The following is a 22,178-nucleotide window of genomic DNA, read 5'->3' as shown; positions in this document are numbered from 1 at the left end:
CGACACCTCGAAGCGTGGAGAACGGCCGCCTCTGCTGTCCCGGGAAGAACCGCAGATCAGCAGGTCGAGTGACATGCGTGGATAAACGCCAAGCTCAGAAGCCAGGCCGCACTCCAAACCAATCCCAACACCCCAGGTCAGTCACCAACCACCACGACCAAAATGACGGCCGGTTACACAGGCACCGCAGGTGCTCGACGGCGACGAGTTCGCCTTCCGCTCCGCCAACGCAGAGCACCACCACGGACGCTGGGGGGGCTGCCGTGGTCCGCAGGCCCGGGCCGCCGGACAGCGCCCCTGCCACCGCCCCTGACCAGTGTTGTCTTCCCCTTCCCGATGGTGATCTTGGTTGCTCCGGGGACACGTTTGCGACAGGGTTGAGCCGGCCTCCACCGGCTTTGGGGGCGAGGTGGACTTCGGGCCTGGCAGGAAGGGGGCGTGTGGTGGTCGAAGCGGTGGGTTGTGGCGACGGTACGGCGGGTCCGCTCTCACTCTACGAGGGTGCGGACATCGAGGAGTTGCACGAGGTCGTGAGCAGCCGCCTGTCGCCGCACCGGCTGACGATCCTGGGCAAGCAGGTACTGCCGGGTCGGCTCCAGGTCTTCCACGCAGGCTCGGTCGGGCTCTACGACCTGGGCTTCGGTGCCCCCGTCAGGCTGCGGGTGGGTGACCTGCCCGATTTCTACTGTCAGCTGCCGCGGGTCGGCAGTGTGGCGGTAGTCGTGAACGGAGCTGCGTTGTCGTCGCCGCTGTGCGCCGGCGGGCCGGGGGATTCGGTGTTGACGGAGCAGGACCACCTGGCCGTCAACTCGGCGCTGGCGATGTCCCGCCAGCTCGTGGAGGAGGTCCTGGCGGTGCGGCTGGGGGACGTTCCGCACAAGCCGCTGCGCTTTGACCAGCACGTGCTCGACCCGGCGGACCCAGCCGTGCAGTCCTGGCTCGCGCTCGTCCAGTCGTTCCGGCAGTTCGTTCTCTCTCCCCTGAGCCGCAGCTCGGAGTTGGGGGTGCGGCATTTCGAGCGGCTACTGGTCGACACCCTGCTGGGTGCCCAGCCGCACTCCTGGAGCAAATCGGCGGACCGCGCAGCGGCGCTGCTGCCGAGCGCCCTGCGCAGGGCCACGGAGTTCTGTGACGAGCGGGCGGGCGACGCCGTGTCGGTCTGCGACATCGCGCAAGCCGCGCGGGTCAGTGTCCGCACGCTGCGCGAGGCGTTCCGGACGCATCTGGACACCACACCACTGGCCTACCTGCGCAGGGTGCGCCTCGACCACGCCCACCACGACCTGAAGGCGATCGCGGACGGCAGCGCCAGGGGGACGGTGACCGAGGTCGCCTGCCGGTGGGGCTTCACGCACCTCGGCCGGTTCAGCGCCGAGTACCGCGCCGCCTACGGGTGTTCGCCGTCGGAGACCACGCGTAGTCGTCACTGACTATCCACAAACGTGCACCGCCGCAAACCCGAAACGGATAGTCCCGTGATCATCATGCGGGGAATCTGAACCCTGACAGCAGGACCGGGTCCTCTCGACCGGCAGTCGCGCCGGCAGCGTTGCCGGGGCCGGGGGCACCGACGCCCGGTGCCACGAAGACCTCCGTGGTTGACCGGAGGCCCGAGCTGCCGCACCACGTGAGCATCCGGCTGACATGTGATGGTCGTCTATCTCATAGGGGTGTGGCGTGCGGAGGAGATCCGTGCGGACGGGGTGGGGGCGCGGCGTGTCCGCCGCCCTGCTCGCCGCTGGAACGGTCGCAGGGATGTTCGTTGTTCCGGGAGCGGTGGCCGCGGCTTCCGGTTCGGAGCCGGTCCGGCCTGCGACAGCGACTACTTCAGCGGAGGACACCGCGGAGAGTGCGGCGGTCGCGGAGGCGAAACGGACCGGCAAACCCGTCGAGGTCGAGGCACTGAAGCGGGAGAACTCCGACGTCGTGGCGCAGCCCGACGGCACGTTGCTGTCGACGACCTACGTGCAGCCCAAGAGGGTGCGCAAGGCCGGCCGCTGGGTGGACGTCGACCCGACGCTCGCGGTGCTGCCGGGCGGCGCGGTGGCGCCGAAGGCGGCCACCGCCGACATCGAGTTCTCCGGTGGCGGAGCCAAGCAGCCGCTGGTGCGCATCGAGCGGGCCGGGAAGGCGCTGAAGCTGACCTGGCCGAAGGCCTTGCCGGCGCCGGTGCTGGACGGGAACACGGCCGAGTACCGGTCGATCCTGCCGGGTGTGGACCTACGGCTGACCGCTGAGGCGACCGGCTTCACGCAGGTGCTGGTGGTGCACGACGCGGCCGCGGCGAAGAACCCCGAGCTGGACCGGCTGCGACTGGGCCTGCAGGCCGACGGCCTGGCGGTCGGGCAGCAGGGTGACGGCTCGCTGAAGGCGGTCGACCAGTCCGGTGGCGGCACGGTGTTCGAGGCGCCGACCCCCGTGATGTGGGATTCCTCCGCCGCGCCGACGGCCGCTGGTTCGGCACCCTCCGCGAAGACGAGGGCGGACACCGCTCCGACCGCCGCCGAAGCCCGCGGCGGAGCCGCCTCCGGACCGGGTGAGGGCGCGAAGGTGGCGAAGCTGAAGGTGGAGCTGCCGAAGAACGAGATGGTCCTGACGCCGGACCAGGCGCTGCTGGACGATCCGGCGACGGTCTTCCCGGTGATGATCGACCCCGCCTGGCACACCGCCAGCGCCTCCGAGTGGGCCGGGGTTTCGCGCTACCTCCCGAACCAGCCCTACTGGCACTTCTCCTACGACTCGACGCCGGTGCACGACTGGGGTCTGGGCTTCTGCGGGGACACCTCGAGGTGTGCGCCGAACGACGTGAAGCGTTCGTTCTACCAGGTTCCGACCGGCCCGTACCTCGGTAAGCAGATCCTCAGGGCCACGTTCGGCACCTGGGAGAACCACACCTACGACTGCACGAAGCCGCGTCCGGTCGAGCTGTGGTGGAGCGGCGCGATCTCCAGGAGCCTGACCTGGAACTCGCAGAACAACTCCAACTTCTGGCTGCGGAAGGTGCAGAGCATCACCGCGGCCAAGGGCAACAGCGGCTGTGACGCGGGCTGGATCGAATGGGGCGGCGACCGCGACGCGGGGGTGAAGAACCTGGTGCAGGACGCCGCGAACGGTGGATGGCAGACCATCACCTTCGGCCTGAAAGCGCAGGACGAAAGCGACCTGAACGGCTGGAAGCGGTTCACCGACGGCGTCTACCTGCAGGTCTACTACAACGCCAGCCCGAACCAGATTCCGAACGGGGACATGACGATGTCGCCGGGCTCGGTCTGCCAGAGCGATCCGGTGAAGATCAACCGCTTGCCGCAGGTCACGGTGCGGGCGAGCGACCCGGACGGAGAGGCCGTCGGCGTGCAGTTCGCCGTCAACTGGGATGCCGGCGACGGGCTGCGGCGCCACTGGTGGTCCACCGGGGCGGAGGACAATCCGCCGTCGTACGCGGACTTCAAGGGCTCGGGCTCGATCTTCTCCTGGACGCTTCCGGATGAGTTCCCGCACAGCGCCACGCTGAGTTGGGAGGCCAGGGCCTGGGACGGCGCCGCCTGGAGCCCCTGGTCGTCTGAGGGCGATCCGACCGGCTGCTACTTCTCGGTGGACACCTCCGCGCCCGAAGGCCCGGCGGTGACGTCGCCGAACTACCCCGGATCCAACGACGCCACCGCCGTGCTCCCCTGGACGGACGGGGTGGGCCGCTACGGCACCTTCACGCTGAAGTCGGCCTCCACCGACGTCGTCAAGTACCAGTGGGGGCTGGATGCGGCGCCGTCCTCGGCCAACGAGGTCGCCACCACCGGCGGCGCCCAGCAGACCGTCAAGGCGCTCCCGCAGACCTCCGGCCTGCACTTCGTCTCCGCCCGTGCGGTCGACGGCTCGGGCAACGCCTCGCAGCCCGAGACGTACTACTTCAACGTCCTCAACGGACAGGGCCAGCGTGCCGGCTGGGGCATGGACGGCAGCCTGAACGGCGCCGGCGCCCAGGTCCCGGCCGCGCTCGGAACCGGCGCCACCGCCGGGACGGCCGGGCACCTCGGATCCGCCCTCGCACTCAACGGAAATCCGTCCACCGGCTACGCGCAGACCGACGCGGCGGTGCTCGACACCTCCAAGAGCTTCTCCGTCTCCGCGTGGGTGCTCTTCAACGGCGCGACCACCAGCCGTGTCGCGGTGAGCCAGAACGGCCAGAACTACTACGCCTTCACCCTGGGCGCCTACATCGTCAACGACACCGAGAGCCGTTGGACGTTCAAGGTGCAGAGTGCGGCCGGCGACGCCGACAACACCACCTTCTCGGCGAGCGCGTCCACTGCGGCGCCGACCGGTCAGTGGACCCACCTGACCGGCGTCTACGACGCTCCCGGCCACGCCCTCGTGCTGTACGTCAACGGCGCGCAGGCCGGATCCACCGTCGTGCCCTCCTCGCTGTGGGACGGCCACGGGCCGGTGCAGATCGGCCGTGACCGGTGGAAGGGCCTGTGGTCCGCCGCCTGGCCGGGCTCGGTCGACGAGGTCAAGCTCTGGGACCGGCCGCTGACGGCCGCCCAGGCCACCGCGGTCGCCGCCGACCAGCAGCCCGCCGGCGCCCCGGCCAAGGCGGTGTGGCACCTCGACGAGAGCACCGGACCCGTCATCGGCGCTCCCGAGACCGACCCCCTGACCAGCTACAACGGCGCCCAGACCACCGCAGCCGGTGTCTCAGGCAAGGCGGTCCACCTGGACGGCACGGACGACTACCTGCGCACCGCCCGTCCGCAGGTCGACGGTGCCCGTGACTTCTCCGTCTCGGCGTGGGTGAAGCTGCCCAAGCTCGCGGACAGCGACACCGCCGCGAAGACCGTGCTCAGCCAGACGGGCGCGCACAACAGCGAACTCGCGCTCTACTACTCCGCCTCCACCAAGCGCTGGACGTTCGGCCGCTACAAGGAGGACACCGCCACCGACACCCTCGTGCGCGCCGCCCAGCCCGACTGCACCCCGGGCACCCAGATCAACGGCGTGCCGTGCTACGCGGGCGACACCACCAGCGAGGAGTGGACCCACCTGCTGGGCGTGAACGACACCACCGCGAAGAAGCTGCGCCTCTACATCAACGGCTACCTGGTCGGCGAGTCCGACTACACGCAGAACTCCCCGTGGGTCACCCCCGGACCCCTGCAGATCGGCGCCAGCAGCCGCGAGGGCGCCAACGTCGACCACTTCGGCGGCGACGTCGACGACGTCCGCGTCTACGACCGCGTCGTCACCACGCCCGAAGCGTCCGCCCTGGTCCAGCAGCGCCCGCAGCTGGCCGGCCGGTGGAAGCTCGCCACGGTCACCGGCACCCCGGCCACCACCCCCGGTGAAGCCCGCCCCGGAGACGACCCCGGCCCCCTCGCGGCCACTCTCGGCGGCGGCGCCTCCGTCAACGCCGACGGCGGCATCCTGCCCAACCACGGCACCCTGATGCTGAACGGCACCACCGGCTACGCCGCGACCACCGGCGCGCCCGTGCACACCGGCCAGAGCTTCACCCTGGCCGCCTGGGCGAACACCGCCGGGCTCCCGACCAGGGACATGACCGTGCTCTCCCTGCCCGGAGCCAACAACAGCGCGGTCACCCTGCGCTGGCACACGCTCGGCCTGGACGGCAACCAGCAACCCACCGGCGAATGGCAGGCCGAGGTCCGTGACTCCGACGCCAGCGGCGCCAACCGCACCCTGGTCGCCCACACCCCGGCCTATTCGGTCCTGGAGAACTGGACCCACCTGACCCTCACCTACGACGCCTTCTCCGACCGGCTCGTGCTGTACGTCAACGGCCAGGTGGAGAACCAGACCTGCATCGCCGGCACGACCGGCTGCGTCCCCCACGTCTCCTCCACCGGGGCTCCGCAGCCGTACGAGGCGGGCGACAGCCTGCAGTTCGGCCGCACCCGCTCCTCCGGGGCGTGGGGCGAGTACTTCTCCGGCGAACTGGACGACGTCTGGGTCTACCAGGGCGTGCTGAGTCCCGCGCAGATCCTGCGCCTCGCCGACCACAACGCCGAGCTGGACACCGCCACCGACCTCTGAGTCCCCACACCGGTCCGGGCCGGGCAGCACCCAGCTGCCCGGCCGGCGCCCTTCCACGCCCCGACGGTCGCCCACCTGCAGGGGCATCCCTTTCGACACGGGAGCCACCACACCATGAGAACCGGACGGTCCGCCGCGCGGCGGACCCGGCCCAGGACGGCCGCGGCGATCGCGGCCACCCTCGTCGGGTCGCTGCTGCCGACCCTGCCCCTGGCCGCCAGCGCGGCGGCCCAGCCCTACGTCCCGCCCTCCGCCGTCTCCCGCGAGAAGCCGGTCAAGACCTCCGACGCCAAGGCCAAGCCCCGCAAGGCCGACACCACCGCCAGCAAGACCGACGACAAGCACGGAGCCCTCCCCGGTAAGGGCAACGCCACCGCCGAAGTGCCCGCCGGGCGCGGCAAGACGGTCAAGGCCGGCAAGCTCCCGATCACCGTCACCTCCGCCGGAACGGCCGGCACGGCCCACGTCGAGATCCTCGACCAGGACGCCACAGCGAAGGCAGGTCTGACCGGCCTGCTGTTCACCGTCTCCGGTGTGAACGAGGACAGCGGCGTCAGCGTCGACTACTCGTCGTTCGCCCGGGCCGCGGGCTCCGCGTTCGGATCCCGCCTGAAGCTCGTCCGCCTGCCCGCCTGCGCCCTGACCACTCCGCAACTCGCCGAGTGTCGGACCCAGACGGCCCTGCCCGGCGGCAACGATGCCGAGGCGCAGACGGTCAAGGCGGACGCCCTGACCGCCGCTGCCGCCGGATCCACCCGCGTCCAGACCTCTTCGGGTGTCATGGTCCTGGCCGCCACCGCCGGAACCGCCGGCCCGAGCGGCACCTATGCGGCAACGCCGCTGGCCAGCGCCTCGACCTGGTCCACTTCGCTGAACAGCGGCTCGTTCAGTTGGTCCTACGACATGCCGCTGACCCCGATGCCGGGCGGTCTCACACCCCAACTCGGCCTGGACTACGACTCCGGATCCATCGACGGCCGCACCTCCAACAGCAACAACCAGGCCTCCTGGATCGGTGACGGCTTCAGCTACTCCCCGGGCTTCGTCGAGCGCTCCTACAAGCCGTGCGCGGACGACGGCGCACCGAAGACCGGCAGCCTCAGTCCGGGCGACCAGTGCTGGGGAACCGACAACGCCACCATCAGCTTCGCCGGCCACGCGGGCGAGCTGATCCCCGTCTCCGCGGACGAGTGGCGGATCAAGAACGACAGCGGCACCAAGGTCGTCCGCGTGCGCGACGCCAGCCGCGGCAACGGCGACAACGACGGTGAGTACTTCCGCGCCACCACCCCCGAAGGCACCACCTACTACTTCGGCTACAACCGGCTGCCGAACTGGACCGCGGGCAAGCCCGAGACCAAGTCCGTCTACACCCTGCCGGTCTACGGCAACAACGCGGGCGAGCCGTGCAACGGCGCCGACTTCGCCTCGTCCTGGTGCCAGCAGGGCTGGCGGTGGAACCTCGACCTGGTCGTCGACACCCACGGCAACGACATCACGTACTGGTACACCCCCGAGACCAACAACTACGGCCGCGACCTCACCCCCACCGACCGCACCCCCTACGTGCGCGGCGGCCGCCTCGACCACATCGAGTACGGCCAGCAGCAGACCGACATCTACTCCGCGACCGTGAAGCCCATGGCCCGCGTCGACTTCGGCACGGGCGAGCGCTGCCTCGAGAGCACGGCGGGCACCTGCGACCCGGCGAACATCGACGCCAACAAGCAGTACTGGTACGACACCCCGTGGGACCAGACCTGCAAGGACGGCACCGACTGCCCGCAGCCGGCGCCGACGTTCTTCACCCGCACCCGGCTGACCCAGGTCGTCGCCAAGACCCTCCAGGCCGACGGCAGCTACACGCCCGTGGACACCTGGGACCTGAAGCACAAGTGGGGCACCGCGGACTACGACTACCAACTGCTGTTGGACTCCATCCAGCACACCGGATCCTCCGCGACCCCGGCGGTCGTGATGCCGAAGACCACCTTCGCCTACAAGCAGATGGTCAACCGCCTCGACCAGACCGGCGACGGCCGCCTGCCGTTCGTCAAGCAGCGCCTGGGCACCATCACCGACGAGCTCGGCGGCCAGATCGACGTCAACTACTCGGCCGCGGTGTGCGACTGGACGAACCTGCCCACTCCGCAGACCAACACCACCCGCTGCTTCCCGCAGACGTACCAGGCCTCCGACACCTCCCCGATCACCACCGAGTGGTTCAACAAGTACGTGGTGGCCTCCGTCATCGCCACCGACCGCACCGGCGGCGCACCCGACATGGTCACCCACTACAGCTACCTCGGTGATGCGGCCTGGCACTACGACGACGAGGACGGCCTGACCAAGGACAAGCTCAAGACCTGGTCCCAGTGGCGCGGCTACGCCCACGCCCGGATCGAGACCGGCGGCGTCGCCGGCATGTCCACCCAGGCCGACCACTGGTTCCTGCGCGGCATGGACGGCGACCGCAGCAGCCCAACCGACAAGAACGCCAAGCGCAGCGTCACCGTCAACGACGGTGAGGGAACTACCCTCACCGACGACCAGGCGTGGGCCGGCTTCGAGTACCGCACCGAGCAGTTCGACAAGCCCGGCGGAGTCATCCTCGGCAAGACGGTCAGCACCCCGTGGAAGCAGCAGACCGCACAGCGCGTACGTGACTGGGGCACCACCACCGCCAACCTCACCGGCACCGCGGCCACCCGCTCCTTCACCTCCCTCGACAAGGGCGCCGGCGCCTCCTGGCGCGAGACCCGCACCAACACCACCTACGACGGCTACGGCCGCGTCACCGCACTCGAGGACCTCGGCGACACCACCGAGCCCGCCGACGACACGTGTACCCGCACCACCTACACCGACAACACGACCACCTGGATCCTCGCCGGCGTCAGCCAGATCGAGACCGTCGCCGCGAACTGCTCCGCGAACGTCAACCGCGACACCCAGCCCGACGGCACCTCCGCCGTCCTGTCCGACGTCCGCTACCGCTACGACAACCAGGCCTACGGCGCCCCGCCCACCAAGGGCGACGTCACCCTCGCCCACAGCCTCAAGAACCGGACCGGCACCACCGCCACCTACCTGGACAGCAGCGGCACCTTCGACACCTACGGCCGGCCCCTGACCGCCACCGACCTGGTGTCCACCACCGTCTTCGATACCACCGGGAGCACCGGCCCGGTCACCACCGCCTCGCCCGACGCCCGTACCACCAGCAGCACCTACACCCCGGCCGCCGGACGCACCGCCCGCCTCACGAAGACCACCCCGCCGGCCACCGTCGGCAACACGGCGACCTCACAGACCACCACCACCGACTTCGACCTGCTGCGCGGCCTGCCCGTCGACTCCCTCGACGCCAACAACCGCCGCACCGACATCCAGTACGACGCCCTCGGACGGACCCTCAAGGTCTGGCTCCCCGACCGGGCCAAGTCCAACGGGCAGACTCCCGACCAGGAGTTCACCTACACCATCGCCGACGGCAAGCCCAGCGCGATCGCCACGAAGACCCTCGACGACGACGGCTCCCAACAGACCGCCTACACCCTCTACGACGGCTTCGCCCGCCCCCGCCAGAGCCAGACCCCCGGCCCGGACGGCGGCCGCATCCTCACCGACACCTTCTACGACGACCGCGGCAACCCCGCCCTGGCCTACGCCGCCTACTACACCGCCGGCGCGCCCTCCAGCACGCTGCGCAACGTCGACGACACCACCAACCTCGAAACCCAGACCACGACGGCCTACGACGGCCTCGGACGGCCCGTCAAATCCACCCTCCTCGCCGGCAACGGCGTCGGCACCCCCCTGTCCAGCACCCTCACCGAGTACGCCGGTGACCGCACCACCATCACCCCACCGCAGGGCGGCACCCCCACCACCACCATCACCGACGCCGCCGGACACACCACCGAGCTGCGCCAGTACAAGTCCGCGACCCCGACCGGGGCCTACGACGCCACCACCTACCGCTACGACCCGGCCGGCCACCTCACCCGCCTCACCGACCCCGCCGGCACCGTCTGGACCTGGTCCTACGACCAGCACGGCCACCAGACCAAGGCTGTCGACCCCGACAGCGGCACCGCCACCATGAGGTACAACGACCGCGGAGAACTGACCAGCACCACCGACGGCCGCGGCAACACCATCGCCACCGTCTACGACAACCTCGGCCGACCCACCGAGACCCACCAGGACTCGCCCACCGGCCCTCTGCTCACCTCCCAGGTCTGGGATCCGGCGGGCAACAAGGGACAGCTGTCCTCCAGCACCCGCCACGCCACCGTCGGCGGGAACACCTACCAGTACAAGACCGCCTACTCGCTCTTCGACGCCCTGTCCCGACCCACCCGCACCACCGTCACCGTCCCCTCCGTCCCCGGCCAGGAACCCCTCGCCGGTACCTACACCAGCGGCGCCACCTACCGGCTCGACGGCCAGACCAAGACCCTCACCTACCCGGCCGCCGGGAACCTCCCGGCCGAGCCCATCGCCTTCACCTACGACTCCCTCCACCGGCCCACCCAGGTCATCGGCCTGAGCGACTACCAAACCGGCCAGACCTACAGCCCCACCAACAAGCCCTGGCAGACCACCCTCAACGGCACCGGCGACAAGCGGATCCTGGTCACCGACTCCTACGAGTGGGGCACCCAGCGACTGGCCTCCAGCCGCACCGACCAGTACGGCGTCACCGGCGCAGCCCGCGCCGCCGCCTACACCTACGACCAGGCCGGCAACGTCACCTCGGTCACCGACACCTCGCGCTCCGGCACCGACCGGCAGTGCTTCACCTACGACCACCTCGCACGCCTCACCGAGGCGTACACCCCGACCGCCGACACCTGCCCCACCTCGCCGACCGGTACCACCCTCGGCGGACCGGCCCCGTACTGGACCAGCTGGACCTACAACACCAACGGCACCCGGGCCACCGAGACCCGGCACGACCCGGCGGGCAATACCGCCAATAACGCCACCACCACCTACACCTACCCGGCCGCCACCGCCGCCCGGCCCCACGCCCTGACCGGCACCAGCACCGTCACCGGGGCCCTCGGCGCACCGGTGCTCGAGAGCTACGGCTACGACAGCGCCGGCAACACCACCACCCGCAACCTCAAGCCCGCCGGAAACCGCAGCAGCGACGAAACCCTGACCTGGAACACCGAGAACCGGCTCAGCCGACTCGCCGCAACCGTCAAGACCACCACCGGCAACACCACCACAACCACCAACCGGAGCACCGACTACCTCTACGACGCCTCGGGCAACCGACTCATCGGCCACACCCTCGACACCGCCGACCCCGCGGCCGAGAACTGGACGCTGTACCTCGGCAACACCGAACTCAAGCTGGTCAAGGGCGCCACCAAGGCCACCGCCACCCGCTACTACGCGCTCGGCTCCGCCACCGCCGTCCGCACCGACGACAACAAGCTCACCTACCAGAGCGCGGACCACCACGGCACCGCCGAAGTCAACATCGACGCCACCACCGGAGCCACCGACCAGCGCCACACCCTCCCCTTCGGCGCCACCCGCGGCACCAATCCCGCCACCTGGGCCGGCAACCGAGGCTTCCTCGGCGGCACCACCGAACCCACGGGTCTCACCCACCTCGCAGCCCGCGACTACGACCCCACCACCGGCCGCTTCATCAGCGTCGACCCGCTCCTGTCACCCACCGACCCGCAAGCACTCGCCGGCTACACCTACAGCACCAACAACCCCCTCACCTACAGCGACCCCAGCGGCCTCATGAAGTACGCGGGAGCGACCGAAGGCGGCGGGACCATCCAGGACGACCTCTGCGAGGGCGCGTCCTGCAGGATGCGGTACACCGACCGCAAGGACCTCCCCAACAACGGCACCTACACCCTCATCTACCCCGGCGTCGCCATCAGGAACGACAACCCGGCCTTCGACAAGATCCGCAAGGCCATGTACGACCGGATCGCAAAGAACTGTGCCGGCTGGAACCACGAATTCGGCTGCAACGACGTCACCAACACCAACGCCCAGCCCGGATCCCAGGCCTACGACTCGAACATCAGCCAACTCCTGATCACCAAATTCCACGCCTCCTGCATGGACGTCGGTCGCTGCGACGCCTCTGTAACCGCTGGTGCCATCATCGGCGGAGGCTGGCTCCAGAGCCAGTTCGGCAACTTCAACGCCGAGGGGTACAGCCGCACGCCCAAGCCGTACACCGGAAATTCGGGATGGTCGGCCGGCACATTCAAGGGCCAGTCCTCGAAGCTCCAGAAAGAGGAGTCTTCGCAGGAGCAAGGGGCGGCCACCACATGCGAGTTCAATAGTTTTCCGGCTGGCACCGAGGTGCTCCTGGCCGACGGGGCCACTGCCCCGATCGAGACCCTGAAGGTCGGCGACACCGTCCTGGCCGCTGATCCCGAGACTGGTCAGGCCTCGCCACAGAGGATCGACGCCACGATCGCGACGCCTGACGATCGCGGATTCACCACGCTGACACTCGAAGACACCGGCTCCATCACGGCAACGGACCACCACCCGTTCTGGCTGGAGACCCGCAAGAGCTGGGTCGAGGCATCGGACGTCCAGGCCGGAGAAGCGCTCCGCACGAGCAGTGGAACCATCTCCCGCGTGGTGGCTACCCGCCACTCCGCCACGCTCCTGGCCGCCTACAACCTCACAGTAAATGGCGTTCATACGTACTATGTGCTGGCGGGCGAGACTCCCGTTCTTGTTCACAACAGCAACTGCCTCTTCGGTGCCCCGCTCAGGGAAGGGATTTTCGGCCAGAGCAAGGCCGCAACCCAGAGCCGAATCCAAGAGGTTGTTGACTTCTACGACATGAACGGGCGACCGCCTGCCATGACGCATCAGGGCGGCAGGAGAGGTCGACCTGCCGGAGAGTATGGCAACGGAAATGGGCAGCTCCCAGATAGGCCGCTCGGCTACTACACGGAGAGCGATGTTTGGCCGTCCGGCAGCGGGACGGGGAATCGAGGGGCGGAGCGTCTCGTATTCGGACGGAAGGGTGAGGTGTACTACACCTCCAATCACTACGAAAATTTCATCCGGCTCCGATGAGGAGTCGGCGAAAGGTTGAGGAAACGTGCAGTGGCGACCGATCTCTAGCGTCATCCCAGGGATGTCTGCCCCGCCCTATCTGCTTCCAGGGGCTGGCCGAGACGAGGTCAGACGTCGCGTAGAAGGTCAGGGATTCCAGGTCCGATGCGTCGATGCCTCAAGCTTCGAATCGGAGCGTGACGCCTCTCTAGCTGTTGGGCGAGAGCTTGACTTCCCGGGCTACTTTCGTGGTGGCTGGGATGGGTTCTTCGACTTGCTGTCTGCCGAGTTCCAGGAGAAGCCGCGCCGATTGATCGTGGGGCTTCTGAACTCGGATGTTCTTGCAGGTCGGGATTTGCGCCTGTTCGTCAACACGTCGTGGTATCTCCAGAATGCGACAGAAACGATCGAATCTGAGGGTGGCGGTGAATGGCAGCTGGAATTCTTCTACTGGGGGTCTTGGCGCCCAGAGGGGGAGTGAGGTTGGCTCTCTGCCCGTGATCGCGTTGTGAGCGATAGCGAACTACAGGCCCCACCGGAACCTTCCGGTGGGGCCTGTGCGGTGTCTGACGGCAGTACTGAACTTGAAAGGGTGATGTCGGTCAGCTGTCCAGGATGAGGCCGGTGCTGGCGAGACAGTCGTCGACCAGGTCGGGGCGGTACTGGATGCGCTTGAGTCTGCGCTTCACGGCCCGGGTGATCTGGCCGAGGTCGGCGGCCGCGAGGTTTCCGATGTCGCGTTTGACCAGCGACCTGATGCCCTCGGTGGGGTTGAGGTCGGGGGCGTAGGTCGGCAGCTGGAACACCGTGAGCCAGTCGGCGTTCGCGGTGATGAACTCCCGCATCCCTACCGTCAAGTGGAGGCGAAGGTTGTCCCAGACCAGGACGATCGGACCGCCGAGCTGAATCCGGGCGCGGACGATCAGGTCGCGGAAGTCCCGCCAGCCGAAGCCCTTCGGCTCGGTCTTGCGGCCCCGGTACTCGCGCACCGCGTAGATCAGCCGGGACCGCTCGCCCGGCTTGAAACAGGTCATCCCCGCCATCGACCCCCGCCCGGAGCCCCAGGCCCTCACCCGCACGACCGGGGTACGACCGATCCGGCCCCAGGTCCTGGCGCGCGGTGGAGTCATCGATTGCCCGGCTTCGTCTTCGAAGACCAGCCATGCGTTGCGCTCCGCCGCAATTCTCTTACCCGCGGTCAGGTCTCCTCCCGCCACACCTCGACAGCGCCGTCGTCGCGTTCGATCGCGCGACGGGCCGGCTGCTGCCACGACTAGCCGAGCCGTTTGAGTAGCTGCCATGTGCCCTCGACCGTGTACGAGACGTGAAACAGGCGGCCGATCAGCGTCTTGATCCGCGGGAGCGTCCGCCGCTGGTCCGCCCACCCATGGGCGAGCGGGCCGCGCTCCAACTCCCGTTCCAGTCTGGTGAGCTGGCCAGGTCCGAGCCTCGGGCGCCCAGGGGACCCCTTCGACTGGACGCCGGCTTCTCCGCGCTCGCGCCAGGCCCTCCGCCACCGCCCGACCGACCGCTCGCTCACCCGCAACGCGGCGGTGATCTCCCTGTTCTTCTGCCCTGACTCGAAGCGTTCCACGGCCTGCAAGCGGATCCGCTCCCGCGCGGCCCTCTCGGTGTCGGTCAGACCGCCACCCTGCGCGTACCTCCTGACCAGCCAGTTGCCCACCGCCGTGCCCGGGATTGAGGCGGCCGAGCCCTGGCCCGCCCGCCCGTACGGCCTCGCGGTCACCGCGAAGGACGCCGGCACCGTCTACTGGACCATCACCAGAGCGTCTAACACCGCCCCGGCCGCCGCGGACGGCGAGCACCTGGCCGAGCAGCCCGCACCCGACCTGCCCGGCGGCGGGAAGGCCCAGGTCGCCGAGATCGAGCAGGCCCTGCTGACCGCGCTCGCCGCCGGCCCGGAGAAAGACACCATCGCCCGCGCCGAGCGCTACAGCACCAGGCCCATCCCGCCCGGCTTCCGGTACGGCGTCACGGTCGACTTCACGGACGGCTGGCGGCTGTTCGCCACGTGCGTCGGCACCGCCCGCAGGGGCGAGAAGCTCGCCGAGCACCGGCACTACAAGCCCGACGAGACGGTGTAGGCCCAGGGCGGCCGTCCAGACCGTAGAGGGTGCGTGCCGCAGGCAATGGGCGGCGGCACGCACCGCTTCGATTCTCCCTCGATTCCGGGTCGGACCGCCCGGTGCGGGCAGCCGGGTTCGGCAGGGTGGCTGGAGGCACACTGGCCGATTTGTCGGTCGCAGGTCGTAGGCTGCGCTCGGGCACACAAGTACTGCGTGGGGCTGGACTGTTGATGTGCCGATAGGAGCAGGCATGTCACTGACGCCCTCGCAGCGCATCGAGAAGTTCAGTCGCTGGACGAAGCCCCCGACGCTGGCGGAGGAAGCACGGCTGGATCGCGCGAAGCGCATGGTGACGAACGCGGTGAAGCAGCACCCCCCGTTTGCCGGCCTCGGCCTGGTCGTGGAGCCCAAGGGCTCCTGGGCGAACAACACGAACGTCAGCAGCGACAGCGACATGGACATTAAGGTCGAGTTCACCCGGCGGAGCTTCCGCGGTGCGGTGACCGGTATGGGGTTCGTGGATCTCTACCTCCAGAACAACGAGTACAGCGGCCGCTGGACGCCGGAGGAGTTTCGGTCCGAACTCGGCATCGCGCTGAAGACCGTGTCCACCAATGTCGACTCCAGCCACAACGTCGCCTTCTACGTCCCCAGCGTCCCGGGCAGCCGACCGGACACCGACGTCGTGCCGTGCTTCACCTACTTCAGCCGTCCCACCACGCTGTTCGGTGTCGATCAGCAGGGAACTGTGGTCTTCACCAAGGACGGCAAGCACATCGTCAACTGGTCCCAGCAGCAGCTGGTGAATGGTCGCGAGAAGAACAACGACACCGGCCGCCGCTACAAGTACGTGGTGCGCGTGCTCAAGGCCGTCGAGAACGAGCTCTCCGCGATGGGCGTGATCAAGGATCTCCCGTCGTACTTCATGGAGTGCCTGATATACAACGTCCCCAACGACGTCCTGCGAACGGGGACGTTCGACGACGCCTTCCGCGGCGCCCTCATCCACCTCGGCGTCCAATTCAACCCCTGGTCCTGGCAGGCCAGGCCGGATGACATGGTTGAGCCGAACGGGATCAAGAAGCTGTTCGGTTCCGGACAGAAGTGGACCAAGGACGACGGGCGCAAGTTGGTCGCCGCAGCGTGGGACTACCTCGGATACGGGAGCTGACGCCTCATGAGCCCTGCCACCACGGTCCGTACGACGGCTTCCCTGCTCACCACCGCCTACACCGTCGCCCTGCCGCTGCTGGGCATCACGCCCACCCAGAACGCCAAGTACCTCTTCGCCTACCTCCCCTCGCTGATTGGCTACAGCCTCCTGGTCTTCGACAAGTGGGCCTGGCGCTGGTGGGGCATCCACCGCCTCACCGGCCACCCCTGGGTCGGCGGCACCTGGCGCTCGATCCTCAAGCCGGCCCCCGAGAGCCACATCCCGCCGGGCGGCAACCGCGGCCCCATCACCACCTACCTCACCATCGAACAGACCTACTGGACCCTGCACGCCACCCTGCGTACGGCGGAGAGCATGTCGCGCTCGAACAACGCGACGATCGTGAAGACGGACGGCTCGGGGATCGCGGAAGTCCGCTTCCTCTACGAGAACGTCCCGCGCACCGAGCACCAGGCCCGCAGCCCCCGGCACACCGGCTCGTGCCAGCTGTCCGTCACCGGGCGCGCGCCGCGCAGCATCGAGGGAAGCTACTTCACCAGCCGCTTCACCGCCGGCGACATGGACCTGACGCTGGTGGACCGCTCCACCGAGTACGGCACGTTCGCCGAGGCGCAGACAGCCGACCAGCGGGCGTCCGCGACGCCCTGATCCGTAGGCAATACCGCTACGGCCCCGGCCTGTCACGACGGCGGCCGGGGCCGCTCCGCACCGGGAACGATGGAGGCCGTCACCCGCAGGTGACGGCCTCCACGACTTTCTCAGTACTCCAGGAGCCTACCGGCCCCGCCCTGATCTACCCGAGCACCAGGCCGTGCTCGGCCAACGCCGCGATCTGCTCCTCGCTCAGCGAGGCCCTGCGGGTGCGCTGGTTGCCCACCCAGCTCCCCAGCTTCACCGGCGTCGCCCCGGTGCTCTCCACCGCGTCCGGGCCGACCACCACCCGCTCCAGCACCTCTATGTGCGACCGCGGGACCGGCTTGTCCCGGCCCTCCCGGGCGACGAACTGGGCGAGCGCGGCCAGGCCCAGCGCGAACCGGTCGGCCCGCGAGACCGCCGGCTTCTTCGGCCGGCCCGCGGCCGCCGCCTTCCGCGCCTTCTCCACTGCGGCGGCCTGCGCCAGCGCCGGGTCCTCCTCGATGCCGATGGCGAGGAGAAGGTCCTGCTGCTCATGCTCCAGGTCCGCGAACGCCCCGCGCTGGGCGGCGACCCAGTGGCCGAGCTGCTCGCCCTCGAACACCGTCTCCGCCGGGAGCGCCGGCCAGTCGACCCGGCCGTCCGCCTCCTGCCACCAGGTCCGCGCCGCCACGTAGGCGCGCTGCCAGGTGATCGGCCAGCGCGGCGCCCAGTGTGGGTCGATCTCCTCCAGCGCCTGACGCCAGGCCGGGTCCAGCGCGCCCGGCTCACCCTCCGGCACCTCGGCGGCCGTCCGCAGACGTGCCAGCCACTGCCCCAGGGCGAAGTCGTTGCCGATCAGCGCCCGCGCCGGAACGGCCAGCGAGCCGTAGTGCTCACGCGCCCACGTCCGCGCCCAGGAAAGGCCCATCTCGAACCGCGCAGCGCTGACAGCCCAGATCATGCCCAGCGACTCCAGCTGATCCACCCGGTGTCGCTGCCCGTTGTTTCTGTGCGGTCAGGCAGGGCGTGAGCATGGGCTTCGCAGTTCGGGTGGCGGGTGGTGTGCAGGTGAGTGAGCGGGCTGTTCACGTTGCTTGGGTAGTTTCAGACCCTGTGGCCGGCGGTTTTACGGCAGCGGGGTGGGTTTGTGCAGTTGGGTTGAGCAGCGAGCAGACTCACCGAGCCGCTCCACGGGGATCATGATGAGCGAACGCTCGCCCGTGGACCGGGTTCTCCCGCGTTGTCCGGCTACTCGTCTGTCTTCTCCAGTACCTTGACGGCTTCGTCTTCAGCGTCGGCTCTGCGGTACGCCGCAGCCGACTGCTCCCGCACGGCCCGTACCTCGTTCGCTGGTCGACCGGTAGCGAGCAGCGAGTCGGCGAGCTCGTCCAGCGCTTCTCCCAGCCGGTACTGGTCTTTTAGCTCCTCGAACAGGGCAACAGCGCGCTCACCGGCCTCCACCGCCAGCCCGGTCTCACCACTTCCACGCAGTACGGTGCCGAGGTTGTTCCAGGCGATGGCTTCGCTGTGGTGGTCGCCGAGCGCTTGGTGCTGGTTGAGGGCGGTGCGGTGGGCCTGTTCGGCTTCCTCGAAGCGCCGCAGCTTCTGCAGCGCGCTGCCGAGGTTGTTGCAGGCGATGGCTTCGCGGTGGTGGTCGCCGAGCGCTTGGTGCTGGTTGAGGGCGGTGCGGTGGGCCTGTTCGGCCTCTTCAAAGCGCCGCAGCTTCTGCAGCGCGCTGCCGAGGTTGTCCCAGGCGATGGCTTCGCGGTGGTGGTCGCCGAGCGCTTGGTGCTGGTTGAGGGCGGTGCGGTGGGCCTGTTCGGCTTCCTCGAAGCGCCGCAGGTCCTGCAGCACGAGGCCGAGGTTGTCCCAGGCGATGGCTTCGCGGTGGTGGTCGCCGAGCGCTTGGTGCTGGGTGAGGGCGGTGCGGTAGGCCTGCTCGGCTTCCTCGAAGCGCCGCAGGCCCTGCAGCACGCCGCCGAGGTTGTTCCAGGCGATGGCTTCGCGGTAGTGGTCGTCGAGTGCCTGGAATTGGTTGAGGGCGGTGCGGTAAGCCTGATCGGCTTCCTCGAAGCGCCGCAGGTCCTGCAGTGCGTTGCCGAGGTTGTTCCAGGCCATGGCCTCTCCGGCCGGGTCGCGGCTGTCGCGTGCCGCGGCGAGGCCGATCTCGGCGACCTCCAGGCGGCTTTCGAGGTGACGGCGCAGGTGGAGATAGGGGCCGAGATAGGAGGCGAGATTTTGGGCGATGTCGTGGTGGCCGGTGGTGTGGACGGCGGCGACGAGGTTGGCGCGTTCGGCGTCCAGCCACGCCAACGCCTCTACCCGTCCGGCGAATCGCTGTCCCAGGCCATCCTCTCTGGCGTCCCTCATGTCCACGTGTGCGTCTGCGTCTTGCGCGGTGAGGGCGTAGTACCTGAGGAGGCGGTGCAGGGCCGCAGCGGTGTGGGCAGGGTGGCGGGCGGCTTGTTCGGTGGCGTAGGCGCGCACGAGGTCGTGCATGCGCCACCGCCCGGTGTCGGGGTCTTGACGAATCAGGCTGGCCCTGGACAGGGCGACCAACCGGTCACGGACGTCCTTCGCCTTGCCGATCCCGGTGAAAGCGACGGCGGTCTTGGTGGAGACATCCGGCCCGGGGTTGACCGCAAGGAGACGGAACAGCTCGGCCTGGGGAAGTGACAGGCGCTCGTAGGAGCGATTCAGGACCGACCGCACCGCCCGGTCGCCGTCCTCCAACCAGTTCAGACGCTGAGCGATGTCCTCCAGATACCCCGCCAGCGCCGCAGGCCTGAGGCCGCGTTCGGCCACCAGCTGGGCGGTGGCGATCTGCAGCGCGAGCGGCAGATATCCGCACAGCTCGGCGACCCTGGCCGCCCCCTCGGGGTCGGCGCGGATCCGCTCGTCCTTGGGCAGGGTGAGGCGCAGCGCGGTGTCCATCAGTTCGACAGCCCGTTTAGGAGTGAGGACGTCGAGGTCGACCAGCCGTGCGCCCAGGGAGGGGGCGAAGTCGTCGCGGGAGGTGACCAGCAGACGGTGCGGCCCGTCGGAGGGGACCAGCTGCTGGACCTGGGCACTGGTGGAGGCGTTGTCGGCGAGGACCAGAACTCGCTCCCCGGCCCGGGTCCGTGCGGCGAGCTGGGCCCGGTAGAGGGCGGCGCGCTGGTCGGTGTCGGGTGGGATCTGCTCCGCCTCGGTGCCCAGGGCGCGCAGCGCGCTGTCCAGGGCCTGGCCGGCATCGAGGGTGTTGTCGTCGTAACCGTGCAGGTCCAAGAACAGCACACCCGTGAACACCCCACGCGCGAGGGCCCTATGGGCGGTGGCGAGGCCGAGGGTGGTCTTGCCCATCCCGCCCATCCCGAGCACGGAAGCCACCACAACAGCCTGCTCGCCCTCACGCCCCGCACCGGCCGAGGGGTTCAGGAGCGTCAGCAGGTCCTCCAGCTCCTGCCCCCGTCCGGTGAAGCCGTCCGGTACCCGCGGCGGCGGAGCCAACAGCGGCAGCACGGGACCACCCGATACAGCCGCAGGAGCTCCCCGCCCGGTGCCCGGATTTTCCTCTTTGCCGATGCGGTCGAATTCCTCGACGAGCGTGACCAGCCGAGTGTAGGAAATCTTCCATTCCACGAGATCCGTACGAGCCGCCGTCAGAACCTGAACATTCTGCTCGTCATGCTTCCTGCAAGCACAGACGAACGCGGAAACAAAATCCCAGTCATACACACGAAAGACCCCGGACCGACCCTTCTGCAACTCACTGATCGCCGTCGCCGTGAGCTTCCTGTCCTCATCCGCAGCCATGAGCTGAGGCCCACTCGGGTTACCCGCATCCCGACGCAACTGATCCAACCGCTGCCCGAACTCCCGCAACACCCGCTGCGCCTGCGCGCTCTCGCCAGCCAACGTGTTGTCCCCTCACCCCGGGGCCAGCCCCGGTAGCCGGCTGCTGCAGCAGCAGCCCCCGTCCCAACCCCGTACGTGGACAGCCCCCAGGACCAGCCCACCAGGCCCCCGGTACCTGGATACGTGCCGGTGGCCGACAAGGTGGTCCGCCGGTGTCCGCGTTGGTCCGTGATCGTCCGTCGAACCGGAGCCCAACTCTAGCGCCCACCTGCATGGACGCGGTCCCGTTTCCGCAACGCTCCGGATGCATCCGCAGATCGCCCACAGGCCTTTCCAGACCGAGATCGTGGTGGTCAAGCCGGCCGGCTGACCCGCACTCACCACATCCCGCAACGGGAGGACCTGATGTCCCACAAGCACAAGCACACCCCCCACGAGAAGGCCCTGGGCACCACCACGACCCCGCACCAGCCGGCCACACCCGCACCGATTCCGCAGCAACTCCCGCCGTCGGCCCCAGCCCCCACCCCGGAGCCGGCCGCCAGTGACCAACTCGCCGGCCAGATCGCCCGAGGCGCCGCCACCGGGGCCGCCCGCTCCCTCATGGACTGGATCATCAAGCAGCTCACCGAACACCTCGGCTGACCATCCACCTCGCGCCGGAGGCCAGTGCCCGCCCGGGCCCGCCTCCGGCAGCCAGAGTCCTGCCGTCCACGCTCCTTTCAACGGGATCCAGCCTGTCCAGGCGGAACAGTCCAAGGAGATCCGAAAGAGAACCCACTCCAGGTTCCACATAAAATGTCAAACGGGATTCCCACGCGCCGGATTTTGATACACGGACAGACGGGGACGGGCCCCAAAATCCGGCCGATTATCCACCCCGTTTTCGAGCGGCTCGGAACAGCCATTTTCCCCAGGAGGGAGACCATATCAGGCGGGATCTTCTGACACCTTGAAGTGAAGCAGAAACAGAAGCGCCTGGTTGCCCAGCCCTCCGCGACCACTTCCGGGCCGTTCGGTCGGCACCCGGGCGGCCACCCCTCTGCCCAAGCCCCACGTGCCCGCACTCGAACACCGCGCCAGGCCCCACCCCCTAGCCAGCCCGGCCGAAGGCCGCCACACCGCCAACCCCAAAGCCAGCTCAACTAGTTGATCCAACATCAACCACCCGGGCCGCCGGAGCGAAGCGGAGGCGCGCCCAGGCCCAGAGCGAAGCGGCGGGCCGCACCGCGGCGAAGCCGCGATGCCGGACACGCGGAGCGGGTCCAGGCCACCCGACGGGTGGCCCCCTCGCGCGGAGCGCGAGGCGAACCGAAGGGCCGAAGGCCCGTAGGGACCCGCTCCGCGGG

General features: G+C 69.1%; 10 protein-coding genes and 1 pseudogene. 7 read left to right on the top strand and 4 right to left on the bottom strand.

The window, feature by feature from the left end; genetic code table 11:
- The first annotated feature begins 440 nt into the window (after nucleotides 1-440).
- From ACFY00_RS36875 to ACFY00_RS36865, 3 genes are all read left to right on the top strand, one after another.
- Nucleotides 441-1,430 carry an AraC family transcriptional regulator gene (locus tag ACFY00_RS36875; protein WP_388038298.1) on the top strand — a complete coding sequence of 330 codons (990 nt, stop codon included), beginning with the start codon at nucleotides 441-443 and terminating at the stop codon, nucleotides 1,428-1,430.
- A 496-nt stretch (nucleotides 1,431-1,926) separates the two neighbouring features.
- Nucleotides 1,927-6,048 (top strand): LamG-like jellyroll fold domain-containing protein, encoded by a 4,122-nt coding sequence (locus ACFY00_RS36870; RefSeq protein ID WP_388038296.1) that lies wholly within the window; start codon nucleotides 1,927-1,929, stop codon nucleotides 6,046-6,048.
- Nucleotides 6,049-6,162: 114 nt separating this feature from the next.
- Nucleotides 6,163-13,137, top strand: coding sequence for a polymorphic toxin-type HINT domain-containing protein (locus ACFY00_RS36865; RefSeq protein ID WP_388038294.1), 6,975 nt, complete (start codon nucleotides 6,163-6,165; stop codon nucleotides 13,135-13,137).
- Between the two features lie 581 nt (nucleotides 13,138-13,718).
- On the opposite strand, the gene ACFY00_RS36860 is transcribed toward ACFY00_RS36865, so the two are convergent.
- Nucleotides 13,719-14,246 (bottom strand): transposase, encoded by a 528-nt coding sequence (locus tag ACFY00_RS36860; protein ID WP_388038292.1) that lies wholly within the window; start codon nucleotides 14,244-14,246, stop codon nucleotides 13,719-13,721.
- 68 nt (nucleotides 14,247-14,314) lie between these two features.
- Nucleotides 14,315-14,800, bottom strand: a pseudogene (locus ACFY00_RS36855) (winged helix-turn-helix domain-containing protein).
- A 4-nt stretch (nucleotides 14,801-14,804) separates the two neighbouring features.
- Between ACFY00_RS36855 and ACFY00_RS36850 the strand changes: the two are divergent.
- The 3 genes from ACFY00_RS36850 (at nucleotide 14,805) to ACFY00_RS36840 (ending at nucleotide 17,025) form a co-directional block, all read left to right on the top strand.
- Nucleotides 14,805-15,221 carry a hypothetical protein gene (locus tag ACFY00_RS36850; protein WP_388038290.1) on the top strand — a complete coding sequence of 139 codons (417 nt, stop codon included), beginning with the start codon at nucleotides 14,805-14,807 and terminating at the stop codon, nucleotides 15,219-15,221.
- Nucleotides 15,222-15,453: 232 nt separating this feature from the next.
- A complete protein-coding gene (locus ACFY00_RS36845; RefSeq protein WP_388038288.1) occupies nucleotides 15,454-16,374 on the top strand; it encodes a hypothetical protein in 921 nt (306 codons plus the stop codon).
- Between the two features lie 6 nt (nucleotides 16,375-16,380).
- The gene (locus ACFY00_RS36840) at nucleotides 16,381-17,025 is read left to right on the top strand and encodes a hypothetical protein (protein ID WP_388038287.1); all 645 of its coding nucleotides are present in this window, start codon (nucleotides 16,381-16,383) and stop codon (nucleotides 17,023-17,025) included.
- Nucleotides 17,026-17,170: 145 nt separating this feature from the next.
- Here the strand turns inward: ACFY00_RS36840 and ACFY00_RS36835 are convergent, their stop codons facing one another.
- Nucleotides 17,171-17,977, bottom strand: a complete 807-nt coding sequence (locus tag ACFY00_RS36835) for a helicase associated domain-containing protein (protein ID WP_388038285.1) — start codon at nucleotides 17,975-17,977, stop codon at nucleotides 17,171-17,173.
- A gap of 263 nt (nucleotides 17,978-18,240) precedes the next feature.
- Entirely contained in the window at nucleotides 18,241-20,889 is a 2,649-nt protein-coding gene (locus tag ACFY00_RS36830; protein ID WP_388038283.1) for a tetratricopeptide repeat protein, read from the bottom strand.
- Between the two features lie 345 nt (nucleotides 20,890-21,234).
- On the opposite strand from ACFY00_RS36830, the gene ACFY00_RS36825 reads away from it, so the two are divergent.
- The gene (locus ACFY00_RS36825; protein ID WP_388038280.1) at nucleotides 21,235-21,474 is read left to right on the top strand and encodes a hypothetical protein; all 240 of its coding nucleotides are present in this window, start codon (nucleotides 21,235-21,237) and stop codon (nucleotides 21,472-21,474) included.
- Nucleotides 21,475-22,178: the final 704 nt, after the last annotated feature.

It is taken from the genome of Kitasatospora sp. NPDC001540 (genome assembly GCF_042894345.1).
In the GTDB taxonomy this organism is placed as follows: Bacteria; Actinomycetota; Actinomycetes; order Streptomycetales; family Streptomycetaceae; genus Kitasatospora; species Kitasatospora phosalacinea_C.
This window is presented reverse-complemented; position numbering and strand designations above follow the sequence as displayed.

Excerpts from the sequence above, each read along its gene's own strand:
- ACFY00_RS36845 (WP_388038288.1), top strand. The coding sequence starts at position 15,454 with ATGTCACTGACGCCCTCGCAGCGCATCGAGAAGTTCAGTCGCTGGACG.
- ACFY00_RS36825 (WP_388038280.1), top strand. The coding sequence starts at position 21,235 with ATGTCCCACAAGCACAAGCACACCCCCCACGAGAAGGCCCTGGGCACC.
- ACFY00_RS36865 (WP_388038294.1), top strand. The coding sequence starts at position 6,163 with ATGAGAACCGGACGGTCCGCCGCGCGGCGGACCCGGCCCAGGACGGCC.
- ACFY00_RS36840 (WP_388038287.1), top strand. The coding sequence starts at position 16,381 with ATGAGCCCTGCCACCACGGTCCGTACGACGGCTTCCCTGCTCACCACC.
- ACFY00_RS36860 (WP_388038292.1), bottom strand. The coding sequence starts at position 14,246 with ATGACTCCACCGCGCGCCAGGACCTGGGGCCGGATCGGTCGTACCCCG.